Raw genomic sequence first — 16513 nt, forward strand, 5'->3', positions numbered from 1 at the left:
CTGTCGTCTCTACCAGTTGTGTTGCGGGTCCGACGGCGCCGGCAACGGCATGCCCTCCGGGTGCACGACATACACGAGTCCACCGGAGTGCGGCACCCAGGCGTTCTCGAAGGCGGTCCGGTCGTACGTCGTCCGCACCTGGTCGTTACTGGCGATGAGGTGGGACGCGGGGTCGTTGACGACCACGTTCCCGTTCTGGTCGAACCCGACGATCACCATCAGGTGCCCGTTGGTCCCGTAGCCCGCACCAGGCAGGTCGCCCTTCTTGAACGACAGCGACGCGATCAGCGGGATTCCCGCCTTGATGAACTGCTCCGCCTCGGTCAGCGACCGCAGCCGCGTGACGAAGGCGTCCACGCCGCGAGACCCGGCGTACGCCGTGTTGAACGGCCAGTTGCCCGCACCGTCGTACGCGTAGTCGAAGACCGATCGGGCCGAGTGGTCGACCTGTGGATCCGGGTCGGCCGGATCGACCCACGCGGTCTCGGCCGCGGTCGGACCGGCGCCGTAGTAGTCCAGCACCATCGCGGTGGACGTCGCCGAGCACCAGGCCTCGCCGCCGCCGTCCCACTGCGGATAGTGACCGATGTGCGTCTCCTGCGAGTACGTCGGTACGTCGAGGACGATGCCCTCCGCGCCGCCGAGGGGGCTGACGGCAACCTTCTTGTCCGAGGGGAGCCGGGAGGCCATCGCGCCGACGGACCGGACGACGGGCGACTGCGTCGTACCGCTCAACCGGTACAGGGTGACCTTGAGCTGCCAGCGATCGAGCCACTGACCTTTGGCGGACTGGAAGGTGTCGACGGCAACGGATCCGTTGGCGTCGCCCTGGCTGGGCACCGAGGTCCGGTGGATGTCGCCGGCCGCGGTGTCGTCGCCACCGGACCAGCGGCCGAGCACGTACCACTTGGTGGCCGTGCCGAGGTTCGTCGTACCTGCCATCGAGACCTCGACCCAGGTCCCCGGCGGGGTGGTCGCGTTCCAGGAGGCGACCAGTTCGGTCAGCCCGAAGCCGGTGCTGACGTGCGGCGAGACCCAACTGGTCTGGTCGTAGGACTTGGCGGTGCCGTCGCCGAACGGGTCGACGTACGCCGTGGTGCCGCTCGACGTACCGAACGTCAGGGCGCCGTCGGCGACCGTGGTGCCGAACTGCTGGCCGGCCAGGAAGTCGGCGTTCGACGTCCACGTGCGATAGGCGATCTGCCGTGCCGGTGCGACCTTCACGGCTTCGCTCGGCAAGCTGCCGGCGCTGAGCACAACCACACCGAGAATCAGCGCGGTGACAGAACGGGCGGAAGTCATAGTTAGACGTTAACTCTGGCGGCAGTCGCTGTCACGAGGACGGCGCGCCGCGGTAAATAGTTACGAACGTTTGTCCCATTCGCTGTAGAGCAGGGCGAAAACGAGCTCGTCGGTCCACTCGCCCTTGAGGTACTCGTTCTGCACGAAGTGCGCCTCCTGCCGCAGACCGAGCCGCTCGAGCAGCTTCACCGAGCCGGTGTTGCGGGCGTCCAGCCGCGCGATGATCCGGTGCAGGCCGAGCTCCTCGAAGCCGAGCCGCAGCAGTTCGACCGATGCCTCGGCGGCGTACCCGTGGCCGTGCGACTCCGGGTGGAAGACATAGCCGATCTCGCCGGTGCGGTGCTCGACGTTGTTCATGAACAGCGTCACCTCACCCAGGTGCTGACCGGTGTCCCGCAGGACCACCGCGACGGTGAGCGCTCGACCGTCGCGGTCCATCGGGACATCGGCCAACCGGCCGGTGAGGGCCTCCGTGACCTGCTCCGGCGTGCGCACGTCGTACAGCAGAAAACGTGTGACGTCAGGGTTCGACTGCAGTTTCAGCAGGTCGTCGTAGTCGTTCTCGACGTAGCGTCGAAGGGTCAGGCGGTCAGTCTCGATCGGCAGCGAATAGCTCACCGATCGAGACTATGCGACCGCGGCAACGGAATTATCCGTTCGCCAGCGCCGTCAGCCGGGACATGTCGCCGTTGAACCGGTTCGAGTCGACCGGCGACGAGGTGTACTGCCAGATGGTGTGGAACGGCCAGCCGCCGGGCAGTGTCCCCGGCGAGGAGGCGTACTTCGCCACCCATAGCGGGTTCGTGGAGTTGAACGCGGTGCTGTTCCCGGTGCACCGGGTCCACCAGTCCAGGTTCGTGTAGATCGGCACGTCCCGGCCGGTGCGCGCCTTGTAGGTGTTGGCGAAGTCGCGGATCCAGCTGACCATCGCGGACGCGCTCAGCCCGTAGCAGGTGGCGCCGTACGGGTTGTACTCGATGTCGAGCGCACCCGGCAGCGTCTTGCCGTCGCGGGACCAGCCGCCGCCGTGGGCCAGGAAGTAGGTGGCCTGGTTGGCGCCGCTGGAGTCGTTCGGGGTGGCGAAGTGGTAGGCGCCGCGGATCATCCCGACGTTGTAGGACCCGTTGTACTGCTGGGCGAAGTACGGGTTCGTGTAGTAGTTGCCCTCGGTCGCCTTCACGTAGGCGAACCGCTTGCCGGCACTCCAGTACGAGGCCCAGTTGACGTTCCCCTGGTGACTCGACACGTCGATACCTTCGACGGTGGCGGTGGGCGCCATCTCGGCCGGGGCTGTGCTGGTCGTGCTGGCGGTGGTCGTAGTGTTCTGCGTCCAGCCCATGTAGGCGTCGCCGGCGCGGTCGATGCCGTGCTGACGTGCCTGTGCGGTGGGCTGGTGGGACGCGGTGCTGCTTTCCGGCACCGGGCTTGCTTGGGCGGAGCCGACCGAGGCCAAGATCAGGCCGAGGGTAGCGGCGGCACCCGTGAAAAGGGCGGACTTCACGGTTTCCTCCAGAGCGATGAGGGGCGGACAGAGCGCTCGGCGATGGTCTTACCCGGATCCGGCAAGAACCAACCCTTGTCCCGGTTTGTTCGGTGATTATTTACCGGCGTCACCTCCCGTTACCCTTGACCGGTGACACTTCGCTTGTACGACACCGCAACAGCAGCAGTGCGTGATTTCGAGCCGGTCCACCCGGGCAAGGTCGGGATCTACCACTGTGGGCTGACGGTGCAGGGTGCCCCGCATGTCGGGCACATCTACAAGGAAGTGGTCTTCGACGTCCTGCGGCGCTGGCTGGAGCGGTCCGGCTACGAGGTGACCGTGATCGCGAACGTGACCGACATCGAGGACAAGATCCTCACGAAGTCGGCCGAGCGCGGCGTCCCGTGGTGGGCGCATGCCTACGAGTTCGAGCGCGAGCTGCACTGGGCGTACGACGTCCTCGGCTGCCGCCCGCCGACGTACGAACCGCGCGCCACCGGGCACATCCCGGAGATGCTCGAGATGATCGCCGAGCTGATCGAGGGCGGGCACGCGTACGTCGCTCCTGACGGGTCCGGCGACGTCTACTTCGACGTGAAGTCCTGGCCGGCGTACGGCGCTCTGTCGCACCAGCGGATCGACGACATGGAGGCCGCCGAGGACGCGGACCCGCGCGGCAAGCGGGACCCGCGCGACTTCGCGCTCTGGAAGGGCTGGACCGACGCCACGCCGCGGACCGCCTCCTGGCCGGCCCCCTGGGGTCGCGGCCGCCCGGGCTGGCACATCGAGTGCTCGGCGATGGCTGGCAAGTACCTCGGCGACGAGTTCGACATCCACGGCGGCGGGCTGGACCTGCGGTTCCCGCACCACGAGAACGAGCTGGCCCAGTCGACCGCGGTCGGGCAGAAGTTCGCCCGGTTCTGGATGCACAACGCGCTCGTCACCACGGCCGGCGAGAAGATGTCGAAGTCGATGGGCAACAGCGCCGTCGTGCGGAACGTCGTCGAGCGCGTGCGCCCGATCGAGCTGCGGTACTACCTGGTGCAGTCGCACTACCGTTCGGTCGTCGAGTTCTCGTTCGAGGCGCTCGACGAGGCCGCGAAGAGCTTCCAGCGGATCGAGGGCTTCGTGACCCGGGCCGTCGAGGTGACCGGTGGCGTCGAGCCGGACGCCGAGCTGCCGGGTGACTTCGTGGCCGCGATGGACGACGACCTGGGTACGCCGGCCGCGATCGCCGTACTGCACAACACCGTGCGGGACGGCAACAAGCTGGTTGCCGACGGCGACTCGGAGGCGCTGCGCGAGGTGCTGGCGTCGGTGCGCGGGATGCTCGGCGTGCTCGGGCTCGACCCGCTGGCCGAGCCGTGGGTGTCTCGGGCCGGCGGCAGCGACGAGCTCACCGAGGTGGTCGACGGCCTGGTGAAGGCGCTGCTCGAGCAGCGCCAGGCAGCACGGGCGCGCAAGGATTACGCCGCCGCGGACGCTGTCCGCGACCGGTTGAAGGCGCTCGGCGTCGTCGTCGAGGACACACCGCAGGGACCACGCTGGTCTCTCGCGACAACTACGACTGACGAGGGAAACTGACGTGCCAGGCAACAGCCAGCGTAAGGGCGCCATCCGGAAGAAGCCGCGGGGGAACCCGACGGCCGGGTCCGGCGGCCGGGTCCGCCGCGGACTCGAGGGCAAGGGGCCGACGCCGAAGGCCGTGGACCGGACCAAGCACCCGGCGCACAAGCGGGCGAAGGCGGCCGAACGGGCCAAGGACCGGACGGAGCGCACCCGCCGCCCGGCGCGCAAGGACAACGAGTCCGCGGTCGAGTGGGTGTACGGGCGGAACCCGGTGGTCGAGGCCCTGCGTGCCGGCGTACCGGCCGCGGCCCTGCACGTTGCCGAGGGCACCGAACGGGACGCCCGGCTGCGCGAGGCGCTGCTGGTCGCGGTCGAGACCGGAGTATCGGTGCTCGAGGTGCCGCGCGCGGAGCTCGACCGGGTCACCTCGGGCGGCTCGCACCAGGGCGTCGCGCTGCAGATCCCGCCGTACGAGTATGCGCACCCGGACGACCTGCTCGACCGGGCGCACGCCGCCGGCGAGGTGCCGCTGATCGTCGCGCTCGACGGCGTGACCGATCCCCGCAACCTCGGCGCGATCACGCGGTCCGCCGCGGCCTTCGGGGCGCACGGTGTCGTGGTCCCGGAACGCCGTACGGCGTCGATGTCGGCCTCGGCCTGGAAGACCTCGGCCGGCGCCGCGGCCCGGATCCCGGTCGCCCGCGCGGGCAACCTCAACCGGGCGCTCAAGTCCTACAAGGACGCCGGCCTCCTGGTGATCGGCCTCGACATGAACGGCGCCGTGGACCTGCCGTCCTTCGAGGCCGCCACCGAGCCGATCGTCCTGGTGATCGGCTCCGAAGGTAAGGGCCTGGCCCGACTGGTCCGCGAGAACTGCGACCTGATCGTCTCGATCCCGATGACCAGCGCCACCGAGTCGCTGAACGCCGGCATCGCCGCCGGCGTCACCCTCTACGAAATCTCCCGCCGCCGCGCTTGATGGAACTGGTTGATGGAACTACTTGACGGAACTAGTTAGGGGAACCACTTGATGTAACTACCTGATGTAGTTACTTTGATGGTATGAGGACGATCGGGCTGCGGGAGCTGAATCAGAATCCGTCGAAGGCGGTGGCTCGGGTGCGGGCCGGTGAAACGATCGTCGTGACTGACCGGGGCCGTCCGGTGCTTCGTCTTGTGCCCGAAGACGAGCATCCGGGTGTTCTGCAGCATCTGCTGGACTCCGGCGAGGTGTCCCCGCCGGCCGAGCTCGGGATGCCGGATCTGATGCTGGAGTTGGCGCCAGAGGTCGATAGCCTGTCCGACCTGCTGATCGAGGATCGCGACAAGGAGCGGCGCAGGTGATCTACCTCGATTCCTGCGCCCTGCTCAAGTTCATCAAGCCGGAGGCCGAGTCGGCGGCTCTGCGTGCCTGGCGTGGGGCGTTGCCTGCGGACGCTGAGCTGGTCACCAGCGAACTCGCGAGCCTGGAGATCACCCGCACGCTTCTCCGTGCGGGGATCAATCATCAGCAGGTGCCGTACTTCGCCGCGCAAGCGGTCCGCGGCGTATATCTGGCCGATCTCACCTCGACGGTGCTCGCTCGGGCGATGGCGTATCGCACGGCCAAGTTGGGCTCTCTTGACGCCATCCACCTGGCGAGCGCGGAACCGTTCCGCTCGGACCTGTCCGAGTTCGTTACGTACGACAAGGAGCTGGCCGCTGCGGCCGAGGAGCTCGGTTTCCCGGTCCTGTCGCCGGCCTGACGGCACTGCGGGCCCGGAGTTTCCTCCGAGCCCGCAGCTCTTTGGATCAGTAGACGCTCACGCCGTAGCGGGAGAGTACTTCGGTGACGGGCTGGAAGTAGGTGGTGCCGCCGGAGGAGCAGTTGCCGGAGCCGCCGGAGGTGAGGCCGAGGGCTACCGAGCCGGCGAACAGCGCGCCGCCGGAGTCGCCGCCTTCCGCGCAGACGTTCGTGCGGATCAGGCCGGTGACAGTGCCTTCGGCGTAGTTGACCGTGGCGTTCGTCGCGGTGACCGAGCCACTGTGCACACCGGTCGTGCTACCGCTGCGCTTGACCGCCTGCCCCACCGAGGCGTTGCCGGCGGACGTGATGTCCTGGGACGAGCCGTTGTAGAGGTCCACGGTCCCGGGGTGGTTCGTGTACGACGTGCTGTACTTGACGATCCCGTAGTCGTTGCCCGGGAAGCTCGTCCCGTACCGGGTGCCGAGCAGTGTGGTCTTGGCCGAGTTGGAGTACCAACTGGAGCCGATGTTGGTGCAGTGACCAGCGGTCAGGAAGTAGTACGTGCTGCCGCTGCGCACGTTGAAGCCCAGCGAACAGCGGTACTGCCCGCTGTAGATGGCGTCGCCGCCGGCGATGAACTTCGTCAGCTTGCCGGACATCTTCTCGAGCTTGATCCGGTCGCCGTACTGCTTGGTGACGCTGGTCAGCTTCGCCAGCTTCGCGCCGGTGACGGTCGGGTCGTACGACACGATGATCCGGCCGTCCGGGTCGGTCTGCCACGCCGTACCCGGGATCGTCGCGTTCTCGGCCAGGGCGGACGAGATCGCGGCTGACGACAATGTGGACAGGGTGGACGGATTGACCGGTGCGGCCGAGGCCTGCGTTGCCAGAAGTCCGGCGGCGGCAAGCCCGGCCGCGGCCAGGAGTGCGGTGGTACGGCGGAATGGGGACATGTTCACGGTTTCAGCCTCCTCACGATGAGGACGCCTTCGGGGCGGGGCGTCCTTGACTTCAACCGTGACGAGTCCTACCCACAATCTCCGTGAGTATTCAGACAAACTCGGAGCGTAGGGGAAACCTCCGCTCAGTAGATGGAGACCCCGTAGGCGTTGAGGGCTTCCACGACCGGCTGGAAGTAGGTCACGCCGCCCGAGGTGCAGTCGCCCGAACCACCGGAGGTGAGACCGAACGCCCACTGGCGGTAGAACAGCGGACCGCCCGAGTCACCCGGCTCCGCGCACACGCTGGTGCGGATCAGGCCGGCCACGCGTCCGTCGCCGTAGTTCACGACCGAGTTCAGCCCGGTCACGCGACCGCTGTGCAGGCCGCTGGTGGCGCCGGAGCGGTAGACCAGCTGGTTGAGGCCCGGATTCGCCGCCCGGGTGATGTCCTGCGAGCGACCGTTGTACAGGTACACGCTGCCGCCCGGCACCTTCAGCGGGATGTCGGTGCGGTAGACGACCAGTGCGTAGTCGTTCCACGGGTAGCTGGCGTGGTGCACCGCGCCCGTGAACACCTTGTGGCCCGGGTCCTGGTACCAGCGGGCCGCGTCGACACCGCAGTGACCGGCAGTGAGGAAGTAGTACTTGCCGCGTCGCTGCACGTTGAAGCCGACGCTGCACTTGTACTCGCCGCCGTACGTCGCCATGCCGCCGCTGATGTACTTCTGCAGCTTGCCTGGCAGCTTCTCGAGCTTGACGTTCGACCCGAGCTGCTTGGTCAGGCCGGTCAGCTTGCTCAGCTTCGTGCCGGTGACCGTGGGGTCGTACGACACCAGCACGGTGCCGTCCGGCTGCGTCATCCACGCCGTACCGGGGGTGTAGATCTGGTCGTTCAACGTCTTGGTGATCGCCTTGGCGGAGAGACGGGGCGGCTTCACCGGATCGGCCCCGGCCGGTACGGCGGCGGTGAGGGCGAGAGCGGCGGCCGCCACCATGACCGCAGTTCGTCGGAGAGTTTTCATATCATCAGCCTTCCGGGGCGTACGGCTCTGATGCGCGGTGTGGCAGCAAGAGGACGGTGCTCAACCTTAAACGTCGCGGTGGTTCAGTCCAGGCGCAGGGAGTGCAGTACGAACGAGGCGAGTTCGCGGTAGGCCTCGGCGTCGTTCAGTCCGGTCCGCCGGGCGATGTCGCCGCGCTGGATCGCCTGCATGGTGTGGGCGATCATCTCGGCCGCGAACGCGATGTCGACCTGCCGGAACATCTTGTTGTTGATGCCGTCCTCGATCAGCGTCCGGACCCGCTCGGCCGCGATCCGGGTGTTTCGCTCGTACACCGACCGGGCGGGCGCGAACGTCGCCACGTCGTCGAGGAAGGTCCGGCTGGCAGGCCGCAGCGCGTCCGCGACCGCGTTCAGGTACGCCGCGATCCGCCGGTCGTGCCGGGTCTGCCGGGCCACCGCGGACTCGACCTGCGCGGTGGCGTTCTTGAAGTAGTGCTTCACCACCTCGACGGCGAGCTGCTCCTTGCTCGGCGCCAGCGCATACAGGGTCGTTTTGCTGCAGCGCAGCTCGGCGGCCAGGTCGTCCAGGGTGAACCGGCTGAACCCCTGCTCGAGGAACAGGGACAGGAGCCGGTCGAGCAGCTCGGACTGCCGGCGGGTCCGCCGCCCGGGAACGACTGTTGTCATATCGAGACAGCATAGAACGATACTGAGTTGCGTGCTTCAGTATCGTTACTAGTATCATTTCGTCAGCTGTTGAGAGAGGTGCCTGATGGCTGTCGATCGTCTCCTGCCTACTGACGAATCCATTGACCTGCTCGCCCTGGTCCGGGACCTGTGCGAGCACGAGCTCGCGCCCTTCGCCGCCCAGGCGGAGGAGAGCGAAACCTTCCCGCGGGACGCGTTCCGCACCCTCGGAAAGGCGGGCCTGCTCGGCCTGCCCTATCCGGAGCAGTACGGCGGCGCCGAGCAGCCGTACGAGGTGTACCTGCAGATGCTCGAGGAGATCGCCGCCGCCTGGATGTCGGTCGGCGTCGGCGTCTCGGTGCACACCATGACCAGCTACGCCCTGGCGACGTTCGGCTCCGCCGAGCAGCGCGAGCGGCTGCTGCCGGACATGATCGGCGGCGAGCAGCTCGGTGCGTACGCGCTGTCCGAGCCGCAGGCCGGCTCCGACATCACCTCGATGACCACGCGGGCGGTCCGGGACGGCGATTCCTACGTCCTGAACGGTACGAAGGCGTGGATCAGCCACGGTCCGCACGCCGACTTCCTCACCACCTTCGCCCGGACCTCGGACGACCCGAAGCACGGCATCTCCGCGTTCCACGTCCCGGCGTCCGTCGCGGGCCTGAGCTTCGGTGCGCCCGAGCGGAAGATGGGCCTCACCGGGTCGACGACCACGCTCGTCAACTACGACGACGTACGGATCCCGGCCGCCAACCTGATCGGCGCCGAGGGTGACGGGATGCGGATCGCGTTGTCCGCGCTCGACTCCGGCCGGCTCGGGATCGCGGCCTGCGCGGTCGGCCTGGCGCAGGCGGCGCTCGACCTCGCCACGGCGTACGCGAAGGAGCGGCAGCAGTTCGGGCAGTCGATCGCCGACTTCCAGGGCATCCAGTTCCTTCTCGCCGACATGGCCGCCGCGGTCGAGTCCGGGCGGGCGACGTACCTGCACGCTGCCCGGCGCCGCGACCTGGGCCGGACGTTCATCCGGGAGGCCGCGATCGCGAAGCTGGTCTGCACGGACGCGGCGATGAAGGTCACCACCGACGCCGTCCAGGTCCTCGGTGGGTACGGTTACACCCGGGAGTTCCCGGCCGAGCGGTACATGCGCGAGGCCAAGGTGACCCAGATCTTCGAAGGTACGAACCAGATCCAGCGGCTCGTTATCAGCCGCGACCTCATCAGGAGTGCTACATGACGTTAGGTCCGTCCGATGTCGCTCTGGTCACCGGCGGTGGTTCCGGGCTCGGAGAGGCGACGGTACGACGGCTCGCTGCCGACGGACTGGGCGTCGTGATCGTCGACCTGCCGTCGTCCGCGGGCAAGGCGGTCGCGGACGAGCTCGGTGACCGCGTCGTGTTCGCGCCGACCGACGTCACCGACGAAACCGCGGTGACCGCGGCGCTCGACGCGGCGGAGGCGCTGGGCACGCTGCGGGTGGTGGTCAACTGCGCCGGTGTCGCGACCCCCGGCCGGGTCGTCGGACGGAAGGGCCCGTTGCCGCTGGCAACGTTCCGGCAGGTGATCGAGATCAACCTGATCGGCACCTTCAACGTGCTCCGGCTGGCCGCCGAGCGGATGATCGCCTCCGAACCGTCCGCGGACGGCGACCGCGGCGTCGTGGTCATGACCGCGTCGATCGCGGCGTACGACGGTCAGGTCGGGCAGGCGGCGTACGCGGCGAGCAAGGGCGGCATCGTCGCCCTCACTCTGACCGCAGCCCGCGACCTCGCCGACAAGGGCATCCGGGTCGTCACGATCGCCCCCGGCACCATGGAAACCCCCATGCTCGCCGGCCTCCCCGAAGAAACCCGCACAGCCCTCGAACAACAGGTCCCCCACCCCTCCCGCCTGGGCAAGCCCTCCGAGTACGCCGCCCTGGTCCGCCACATCCTCGACAACCAGTTGCTGAACGGCGAGGTCATCCGCCTAGACGGCGCCCTCCGCATGCCCCCGCGCTGATGCGCGTCCGCGCCCTCCTGCTGCGCGCGGGCTCACCGTTCGCCCAGCTCTGGTTCCGCATCCGCAGACCCACGACGTTCGGCGTCAAAGCCCTGCTCCGTCAGGAGGGCGGCCGCTTCCTGGTCGTCCGCCATTCGTACGCCGACACCCGCCGCTGGGCACTACCAGGCGGCGGCTACAAACCGCCTCGCGAAACTCCAGCCCAAGCGGCCGCCCGCGAGATTCACGAGGAACTAGGCCTCGCCGTACCGCCCGAAGCCTTCACCGTGGTGGACACCACCGTCACCACTCTGGAAGGCAAGCACGACACTCTGACGATCCTCACCGCGGTCGCCACCGCGCACCCACTCAGACTGTCACCCGAGATCGCCGAAGCCCGCTGGATCAACACCCTCGACGAACTCGGCGACGCGCCGATCTCCCGTTGGTTGATCAGAGCCGTGGACTGACTGTCGACTCCGTGTACACCGGCCGGTCGGCCACCTCCCATCGCCCCGCCGGTCGGCCACCTCCCGTCGAGCAGACGACGGGTTATCCCCTCGCGTTGTGGGTTCTCTACTGATACACGAAGGGAGAACCCTGCACACGAGGGGATAACCGGCTGTCCTGACATATCCGTGGGTCAGGTTCGGCCGGGTAGTGCTGGTCGGTAGCCGCCGAGGGTGAGCATGGCCAGGGCGATGAGGGCGTCGGGGGATTTGAAGCCGAAGGCGATGCGGGTGATGAGGCGGATCTTGGTGTTGACTGCTTCGATCCGGGCGTTGGACAGGCCGTGCTCGAGGCTGGCGTGGATGGCGGGGAGGTGGCGTTTGATTCGGCGGCCGAGTTCGACGAACACGCCGATGCGGGATCGTTGGGCCCAGGCCAGCCAGGCGGTGAGGGCGTGCTGGCCTTCGATGCCGCCGAGATTGAACACGTGCCGTAGGCCTTCTTTGAGTAGGTAGGCGCGGTGCAGACGAGGGCTGCAGGTGGCGATCCAGGCGAGCTGGGCGGTTTGGTTGCTGGTGAGGTCGTTGGGGTTCTTCCACAATGCCCAGCGGGACCGGGCGATGGTTTGGGCGTCCCCGCGGGAGGCGTGGTAGCGGCCCCCGGCCCGGTCGCCGATCTGGTGGGTGCCGCCGGCGGCGCGGCGGGCGATCGTCCAGGTCTCACGCCGTACTTCGTCCAGGCATTTGGTGGCCCAGGACACGACGTGGAACGGGTCCGCGCAGATCACTGCTTGCGGGGCACGTGCCCGCACCACGTTGGTGATCCAGGTCGCGCCGTCGGCCGACACATGCGTCAACGCGGCGGCGCGATCGGGTCCCAGGGCGTCGAAGAACCTGCCCACGGTGGCGGCGTCGCGGCCCGGCTGCGCCCACACCAGCCGCCCGGAATCGTGGTCGACCACGACGGTCAGGTACTTCTGGCCCTTGCGGTAGCTGACCTCGTCGATCCCGACCCGGGCCAGCCCGTCGAGCCGGTCAGTCACCGCGTCGACGTCGGCACACACCCGGTCCACGATCGCCCCGACCGTGCGCCACGCGATCCGCATCAACTCCGTCACCGCGGTCTTGGAACACACCACCGCCAGCCACGCCACCTGGTCATCAAACGCGCGAGTATGACCGGCTCCATGCCGCGCCCACGGCACCCACGCCACCACCACCCCATGCACCCGGCACCGCACCCGCGGCGCCTCGGCCTCCAGCACCGTGCGCACCGTGCCCAGATCCAGACCCCGCCACCACCTGCGGCCCTCACCCCGGTCAAACCACGGCGACCGCGCCCCACACCGCCCACACCGCCGGCACGCCCCCTTCACCGGCCGAACCGACACCACCACAACCTGCTCAGCCTCAACGAACTCGACGTCCTCAACCACCGTCTGATCAACCCCCAGCAACCCACGCCATAAGCTGACGTTCCGCACGCCGTTCTCCCGTCCACGGTTCCTGTTCCTCGACAGCTCAGAAACCTAGACAGAGAACGGCGTGCGCCAACACAGCCACGCAGACCCACCCACGGATCAGTCACAAGAGCCGGATAACCCCTTGGATATGAAGACCCTCCGAGCTTGGGTCCTGTCCGCGGGGCTCAGCTGAATTTCAGCCAGCGCACACCGTGCGCCGGTATCTCATCGGCCACCGAGTCGCCCCAGAGGTCGCGTGGTGTGCCTTGGGCGGCGAGGGACTCCAGGGGGACTGTCACCTCGCGTGGGGTTGGGCCGGTCCAGAAGATTGCTGCGTAGGAGCAATCGTGGCCGCTTGCTGTCCAGACGATTAGTTCGCCGTCGTCTTGTGGTTCGCGGATGACTTCGCGGGCGTCGTGTGAGGTGGTGAGGACCTCGGTGAGGGCTGGATTCTTCAGCAGGGCAAGGGTTTCCGGGGAGGTGGTGGGGAGGTCGCCGCCCATCATCAGGGGGGAGCGGGCCATGACCCAGAGGGTGAGCAGGGTTTTCTGTTCGTCGACGGTGAGGCGGCTGCCGCGGTCGTCGCCGCGTTCGGCGCGGATGCCGATGTGGCCGAGGGGCAGCATGTCCGCGTCCGCCCAGCCGCCGGTCTGCTGGAACGGCGCCCAGCGGGCCAGTCGCGCGAACTGCGCGTGCACGTCCTCCCACCGGTCCCACAGGTCGTCGGAGATCCGCCACAGCTGCGCGTTCGCCCGCAGATGCTCGACATGATGCGTCGACAACATCGTGCCGGGTGACAAGGACAGCACGATGTCGCGGTCGCTCCGCTCGATCGCCTGCGCGTACGCCGCGATCTCGCGATCGTGGTACGGCGCGAGCATGTCGTCCGCCTTCACGAAGTCCACACCCCACTCGGCGAACTGCGCGACCTGGGCGTCGTAGTACGCCTGCGCACCGGGATGGTCGTGGTTCAGCCCGAGGTTGTCCGGGTTCCACGCGCAGACGTGATCGGGGTCCGCGATCTCCCGCGCCGTCCACTGCGTCCCGTACACCGGCAGGTCGAGCTCGACCGCTCGCCGCGGGATGCCGCGCATGATGTGCAGCCCGAACTTCAGCCCGAGCTCGTGCACCTTCGCGGCCAACGGCCCGAAGCCGACACCGTCCGCGGCGGAGGGGAACCGCAGCGGCGCCGGCAGCTGGCGGCCGTAGTCGTCCAGGACGACCGGCGCGTTCTCGTTGTAGCCGTGCGATCGGGCGGTCGGGTCGTACCAGGCGATGTCCACGACCACGGTGTCCCAGCCGAACGGCAGCAACTGGTCGTGCATCACCTGCGCGTTCTCCAGCACCTCGGCCTCGGTGACCGTCGTGCCGAAGCAGTCCCAGCTGTTCCACCCCATCGGCGGGGTCGGTGCGCTCACCATTCCGCGAACGATCCGTCGTCGTGCCGCAGCACGGGCGATCGCCAGCGGTGCGGCTCGGCAGCGGCGGCCCGTACGACGTCCTCGTTGACCTCGATGCCCAGGCCGTGGCCGGTCGGGCGTTGCACATGCCCGTCGGTGAACGCGAACACGTTCGGGTCCACCAGGTAGTCGAGCAGCGCGTTGCCGCCGCCGTACTCGATGCCGAGGCTCTGCTCCTGGATCAGGAAGTTCGGGATCGCGAAGTCGATCTGGAGGCTCGCGGCCAGCGTGATCGGCCCGAGCGGGCAGTGCGGCGCGACGCTCACGTCGTACGCCTCGGCCATCGCGGCGATCCGGCGTACTTCGGAGATGCCGCCGGCGTGCGAGATGTCCGGCTGGGCGACCGCGATGCCGGTGGTGAGCACGTCGCGGAAGTCCCAGCGGGAGAACAGCCGCTCGCCGGTCGCGATCGGGATGCTCGTCGATTCGGTGATCTGGCGCAGGTCGCGGGCGAACTCGGGCAGCACCGGCTCCTCGACGAACATCGGCAGCAGCGGCTCGAGCAACGGCAGGATCTGCCGCGTCGCCGCCGTACTGAACCGGCCGTGGAAATCGAGTGCGATGTCGACGCCGTCGCCGAGCGCATCGCGCAGTGCTTCGACGCGGCTCACCGAGGCGCGGAGCTGAGCGGGCGACGGGATCGGGGGCAGTGCCTCGGACAGGTTGAGCTTGAGGGCCGTGAAGCCCTTCTCCACCTTGGCTTTGGCATCGTCGACGAGCTGCGCGTTGTCGCGGCCGTGGACCCAGGTGTAGACGCGCGCCCGCTCCCGGACCGGTCCGCCGAGCAGCTCGTGCACTGGCACCTCGTGGTAGCGCCCCTTGATGTCCCACAGTGCTTGGTCGATCCCGGCCAGCGCACTCGACAGCACAGGGCCGCCGCGGTAGAAGCCGCCCTTCGCCATCACCTGCCAGTGCTCCTCGATCCGCAGCGGATCCGCACCGACCAGATACTCCATCAGAGCCGCGACAGCGCCCTGGACTGCCTCGGCACGTCCCTCGACGATCGGCTCACCCCAGCCGGTGATCCCTTCGTCGGTGTCGATCCGCAGGAACTGCCACCGCGGCGCCACCAGAAACGTCTCGTATCCGACGATCTTCACACAGCCTCATTCGGTTGCCGGTCAGGAGCGGACAGAAGCGCGGCGACTAGTTGGTCGGTCTGACGGAGCACCAGGGCGGCGGCGCCGGACGCACCGGCGCGGGCACCGAGGTCGAGCTCGGCCGCGACGACGTCGACGTCACGGGTGAGTGGCATCGCCGTACGGCGCAGGGTGGCGCGGATCGGATCCAGGATCAGGTCGCCCGCACGTGCGAGCTCGCCGCCGACGATGATCCGCTCCGGGTTCAGCAGGTTGCAGATGTTCGCGAGCACCCGCCCGGTCTGCTCACCTGCCTCCCGCAGCACCTGCAAGGTTTCGGGCCGGCCGTCGGCGGCGGATGCGAGTAGCTCGTCGAGACCGGCGTCCTCCCCGAGCACCGGCGCGAGAGCCGCGAGTACAGCCTGGAGCGACGCGTACTGCACCAGGCAGCCACGATTCCCGCACGGGCAGGCCGCGCCGTTCGTGTCCGCCGACAGGTGGCCGATCTCGCCACCGCCACCGCGTGCGCCACCGTGATGAAGGTTGCCGTCGACAAGTAGTCCTGACCCGATCCCGGTCGACAACCCGAGATACAGGACGTCGCGGACGTCCCGGCCCGCGCCCCATGTGAACTCGGCCACCGCTTCCAGCCTGGTGTTGTTCTCCACCAGCACTGGTACGTCGAGACGCCGGCCGAACTCCGCCGCGACGTTCACCCCTGCCCAGGCCTGCCCCGGCAGCGACGGACCGACCACACCGGTCTGAAGGTCGAGCGGTCCGGGCACGCCGATCGCGACGCCGACCAGGTTGCCGCGACCGCGACCGGTCTGCTCCAGCAGGCCGTCGAGCAGTTCGATCCCGGCCGCGAGCCGCTCCTGCCACGGGGTATCGCGGCCAACGCGGACCCCGTCGCTGGCCAGCGTCTCGCCGGACAGGTCGGTGAGATGGCACCAGACACGCTCGAGGGTGAAGTCGAGACCGGCAGCCGCGCCCGCTGCCGGGTTGGCCCGCAGGAAGCCGCGGGCGCGTCCGTCGACCTCGGACGCGTCGATACCGGCCCGGGCGACCTGGTCGCCGACCACTTCGATCACCACGCCGCCGGTGATCAGGTCGGCCACGATCGTCGACACCGTCGTCCGGGACACACCGCAGATCCGCGCCAGCTCCGCCCGGTGCAGTGCTCCGTGCTCCATGAGCGCGGACAGCATCCGTTCGGAGTTGGTGCGCCGTAGCGCTCGCAGAGATCCGGTGTCCTTCGCAGCCACGACGAAAAGTATTGACGAACTGCGAACCGCCGTCAACAAAACTGACAAACTGCGTTCACACTCTTGACACAAACCGCGAAGTGCTCGAACAATTCCAGCCACAGCT

Annotated in this window: 17 protein-coding genes; 7 read left to right on the forward strand and 10 right to left on the reverse strand. The window is 68.3% G+C overall.

All coding sequences use genetic code 11. The annotated features are described in order from the left end of the window. Nucleotides 1-9: 9 nt before the first annotated feature. From OHB24_RS16605 to OHB24_RS16615, 3 genes are read right to left on the reverse strand one after another with little or no spacing between them, the layout of a single operon-like run. Entirely contained in the window at nt 10-1302 is a 1293-nt protein-coding gene (locus tag OHB24_RS16605; protein ID WP_327639926.1) for a peptidase C39 family protein, read from the reverse strand. 60 nt (nt 1303-1362) lie between these two features. Then, a complete protein-coding gene (locus OHB24_RS16610) occupies nt 1363-1920 on the reverse strand; it encodes a GNAT family N-acetyltransferase (protein WP_327639927.1) in 558 nt (185 codons plus the stop codon). A 31-nt stretch (nt 1921-1951) separates the two neighbouring features. Beyond that, complete coding sequence (locus tag OHB24_RS16615) at nt 1952-2803, reverse strand: lysozyme (protein WP_327639928.1); 852 nt, start codon at nt 2801-2803, stop codon at nt 1952-1954. A 132-nt stretch (nt 2804-2935) separates the two neighbouring features. Here OHB24_RS16615 and cysS point away from each other — a divergent pair, with 132 nt between their 5' ends. The 4 genes from cysS to OHB24_RS16635 all read left to right on the forward strand — a co-directional run bounded on the left by cysS (nt 2936) and on the right by OHB24_RS16635 (nt 6099). Then, nucleotides 2936-4369: a cysteine--tRNA ligase gene (gene cysS / locus OHB24_RS16620; protein WP_327639929.1), complete on the forward strand. Its 1434-nt coding sequence runs from the start codon at nt 2936-2938 to the stop codon at nt 4367-4369. Nucleotide 4370: 1 nt separating this feature from the next. Then, a complete protein-coding gene (gene rlmB / locus OHB24_RS16625; protein ID WP_327639930.1) occupies nt 4371-5333 on the forward strand; it encodes a 23S rRNA (guanosine(2251)-2'-O)-methyltransferase RlmB in 963 nt (320 codons plus the stop codon). A gap of 83 nt (nt 5334-5416) precedes the next feature. Then, complete coding sequence (locus tag OHB24_RS16630; RefSeq protein WP_133787258.1) at nt 5417-5698, forward strand: type II toxin-antitoxin system Phd/YefM family antitoxin; 282 nt, start codon at nt 5417-5419, stop codon at nt 5696-5698. Further along, complete coding sequence (locus tag OHB24_RS16635; protein ID WP_327639931.1) at nt 5695-6099, forward strand: type II toxin-antitoxin system VapC family toxin; 405 nt, start codon at nt 5695-5697, stop codon at nt 6097-6099. The genes OHB24_RS16630 and OHB24_RS16635 overlap by 4 nt, the downstream gene beginning before the upstream one ends. Nucleotides 6100-6145: 46 nt before the next feature. On the opposite strand, the gene OHB24_RS16640 is transcribed toward OHB24_RS16635, so the two are convergent. The 3 genes from OHB24_RS16640 to OHB24_RS16650 all read right to left on the reverse strand — a co-directional run bounded on the left by OHB24_RS16640 (nt 6146) and on the right by OHB24_RS16650 (nt 8711). Further along, nucleotides 6146-7033 carry a S1 family peptidase gene (locus OHB24_RS16640; protein ID WP_327641076.1) on the reverse strand — a complete coding sequence of 296 codons (888 nt, stop codon included), beginning with the start codon at nt 7031-7033 and terminating at the stop codon, nt 6146-6148. Between the two features lie 131 nt (nt 7034-7164). Then, nucleotides 7165-8043 carry a S1 family peptidase gene (locus tag OHB24_RS16645; RefSeq protein ID WP_327639932.1) on the reverse strand — a complete coding sequence of 293 codons (879 nt, stop codon included), beginning with the start codon at nt 8041-8043 and terminating at the stop codon, nt 7165-7167. A gap of 83 nt (nt 8044-8126) precedes the next feature. Continuing rightward, nucleotides 8127-8711 (reverse strand): TetR/AcrR family transcriptional regulator, encoded by a 585-nt coding sequence (locus tag OHB24_RS16650; protein WP_130383294.1) that lies wholly within the window; start codon nt 8709-8711, stop codon nt 8127-8129. Between the two features lie 85 nt (nt 8712-8796). Here OHB24_RS16650 and OHB24_RS16655 point away from each other — a divergent pair, with 85 nt between their 5' ends. Genes OHB24_RS16655 through OHB24_RS16665 form a run of 3 tightly spaced genes read left to right on the forward strand, consistent with a single transcriptional unit; the run spans nt 8797 to nt 11161 of the window. Further along, nucleotides 8797-9948, forward strand: coding sequence for an acyl-CoA dehydrogenase family protein (locus OHB24_RS16655; protein WP_327639933.1), 1152 nt, complete (start codon nt 8797-8799; stop codon nt 9946-9948). Beyond that, nucleotides 9945-10712, forward strand: a complete 768-nt coding sequence (locus OHB24_RS16660) for a 3-hydroxyacyl-CoA dehydrogenase (protein ID WP_327639934.1) — start codon at nt 9945-9947, stop codon at nt 10710-10712. The genes OHB24_RS16655 and OHB24_RS16660 overlap by 4 nt, the downstream gene beginning before the upstream one ends. Then, nucleotides 10712-11161 carry an NUDIX hydrolase gene (locus tag OHB24_RS16665; protein WP_327639935.1) on the forward strand — a complete coding sequence of 150 codons (450 nt, stop codon included), beginning with the start codon at nt 10712-10714 and terminating at the stop codon, nt 11159-11161. The genes OHB24_RS16660 and OHB24_RS16665 overlap by 1 nt, the downstream gene beginning before the upstream one ends. A gap of 173 nt (nt 11162-11334) precedes the next feature. Here the strand turns inward: OHB24_RS16665 and OHB24_RS16670 are convergent, their stop codons facing one another. From OHB24_RS16670 to OHB24_RS16685, 4 genes are all read right to left on the reverse strand, one after another. Further along, nucleotides 11335-12624 carry an ISL3 family transposase gene (locus tag OHB24_RS16670; protein ID WP_327636750.1) on the reverse strand — a complete coding sequence of 430 codons (1290 nt, stop codon included), beginning with the start codon at nt 12622-12624 and terminating at the stop codon, nt 11335-11337. A gap of 164 nt (nt 12625-12788) precedes the next feature. After that, a complete protein-coding gene (locus OHB24_RS16675; RefSeq protein WP_327639936.1) occupies nt 12789-14024 on the reverse strand; it encodes a glycoside hydrolase family 27 protein in 1236 nt (411 codons plus the stop codon). Beyond that, nucleotides 14018-15163 (reverse strand): galactonate dehydratase, encoded by a 1146-nt coding sequence (gene dgoD / locus OHB24_RS16680; protein WP_327639937.1) that lies wholly within the window; start codon nt 15161-15163, stop codon nt 14018-14020. Before dgoD ends, OHB24_RS16675 begins: the two co-directional genes overlap by 7 nt. Beyond that, entirely contained in the window at nt 15160-16407 is a 1248-nt protein-coding gene (locus OHB24_RS16685; protein WP_327639938.1) for an ROK family transcriptional regulator, read from the reverse strand. Before OHB24_RS16685 ends, dgoD begins: the two co-directional genes overlap by 4 nt. Between the last annotated feature and the right edge of the window lie 106 nt (nt 16408-16513).

The organism is Kribbella sp. NBC_00482, from assembly GCF_036013725.1.
Lineage (GTDB): Bacteria > Actinomycetota > Actinomycetes > Propionibacteriales > Kribbellaceae > Kribbella.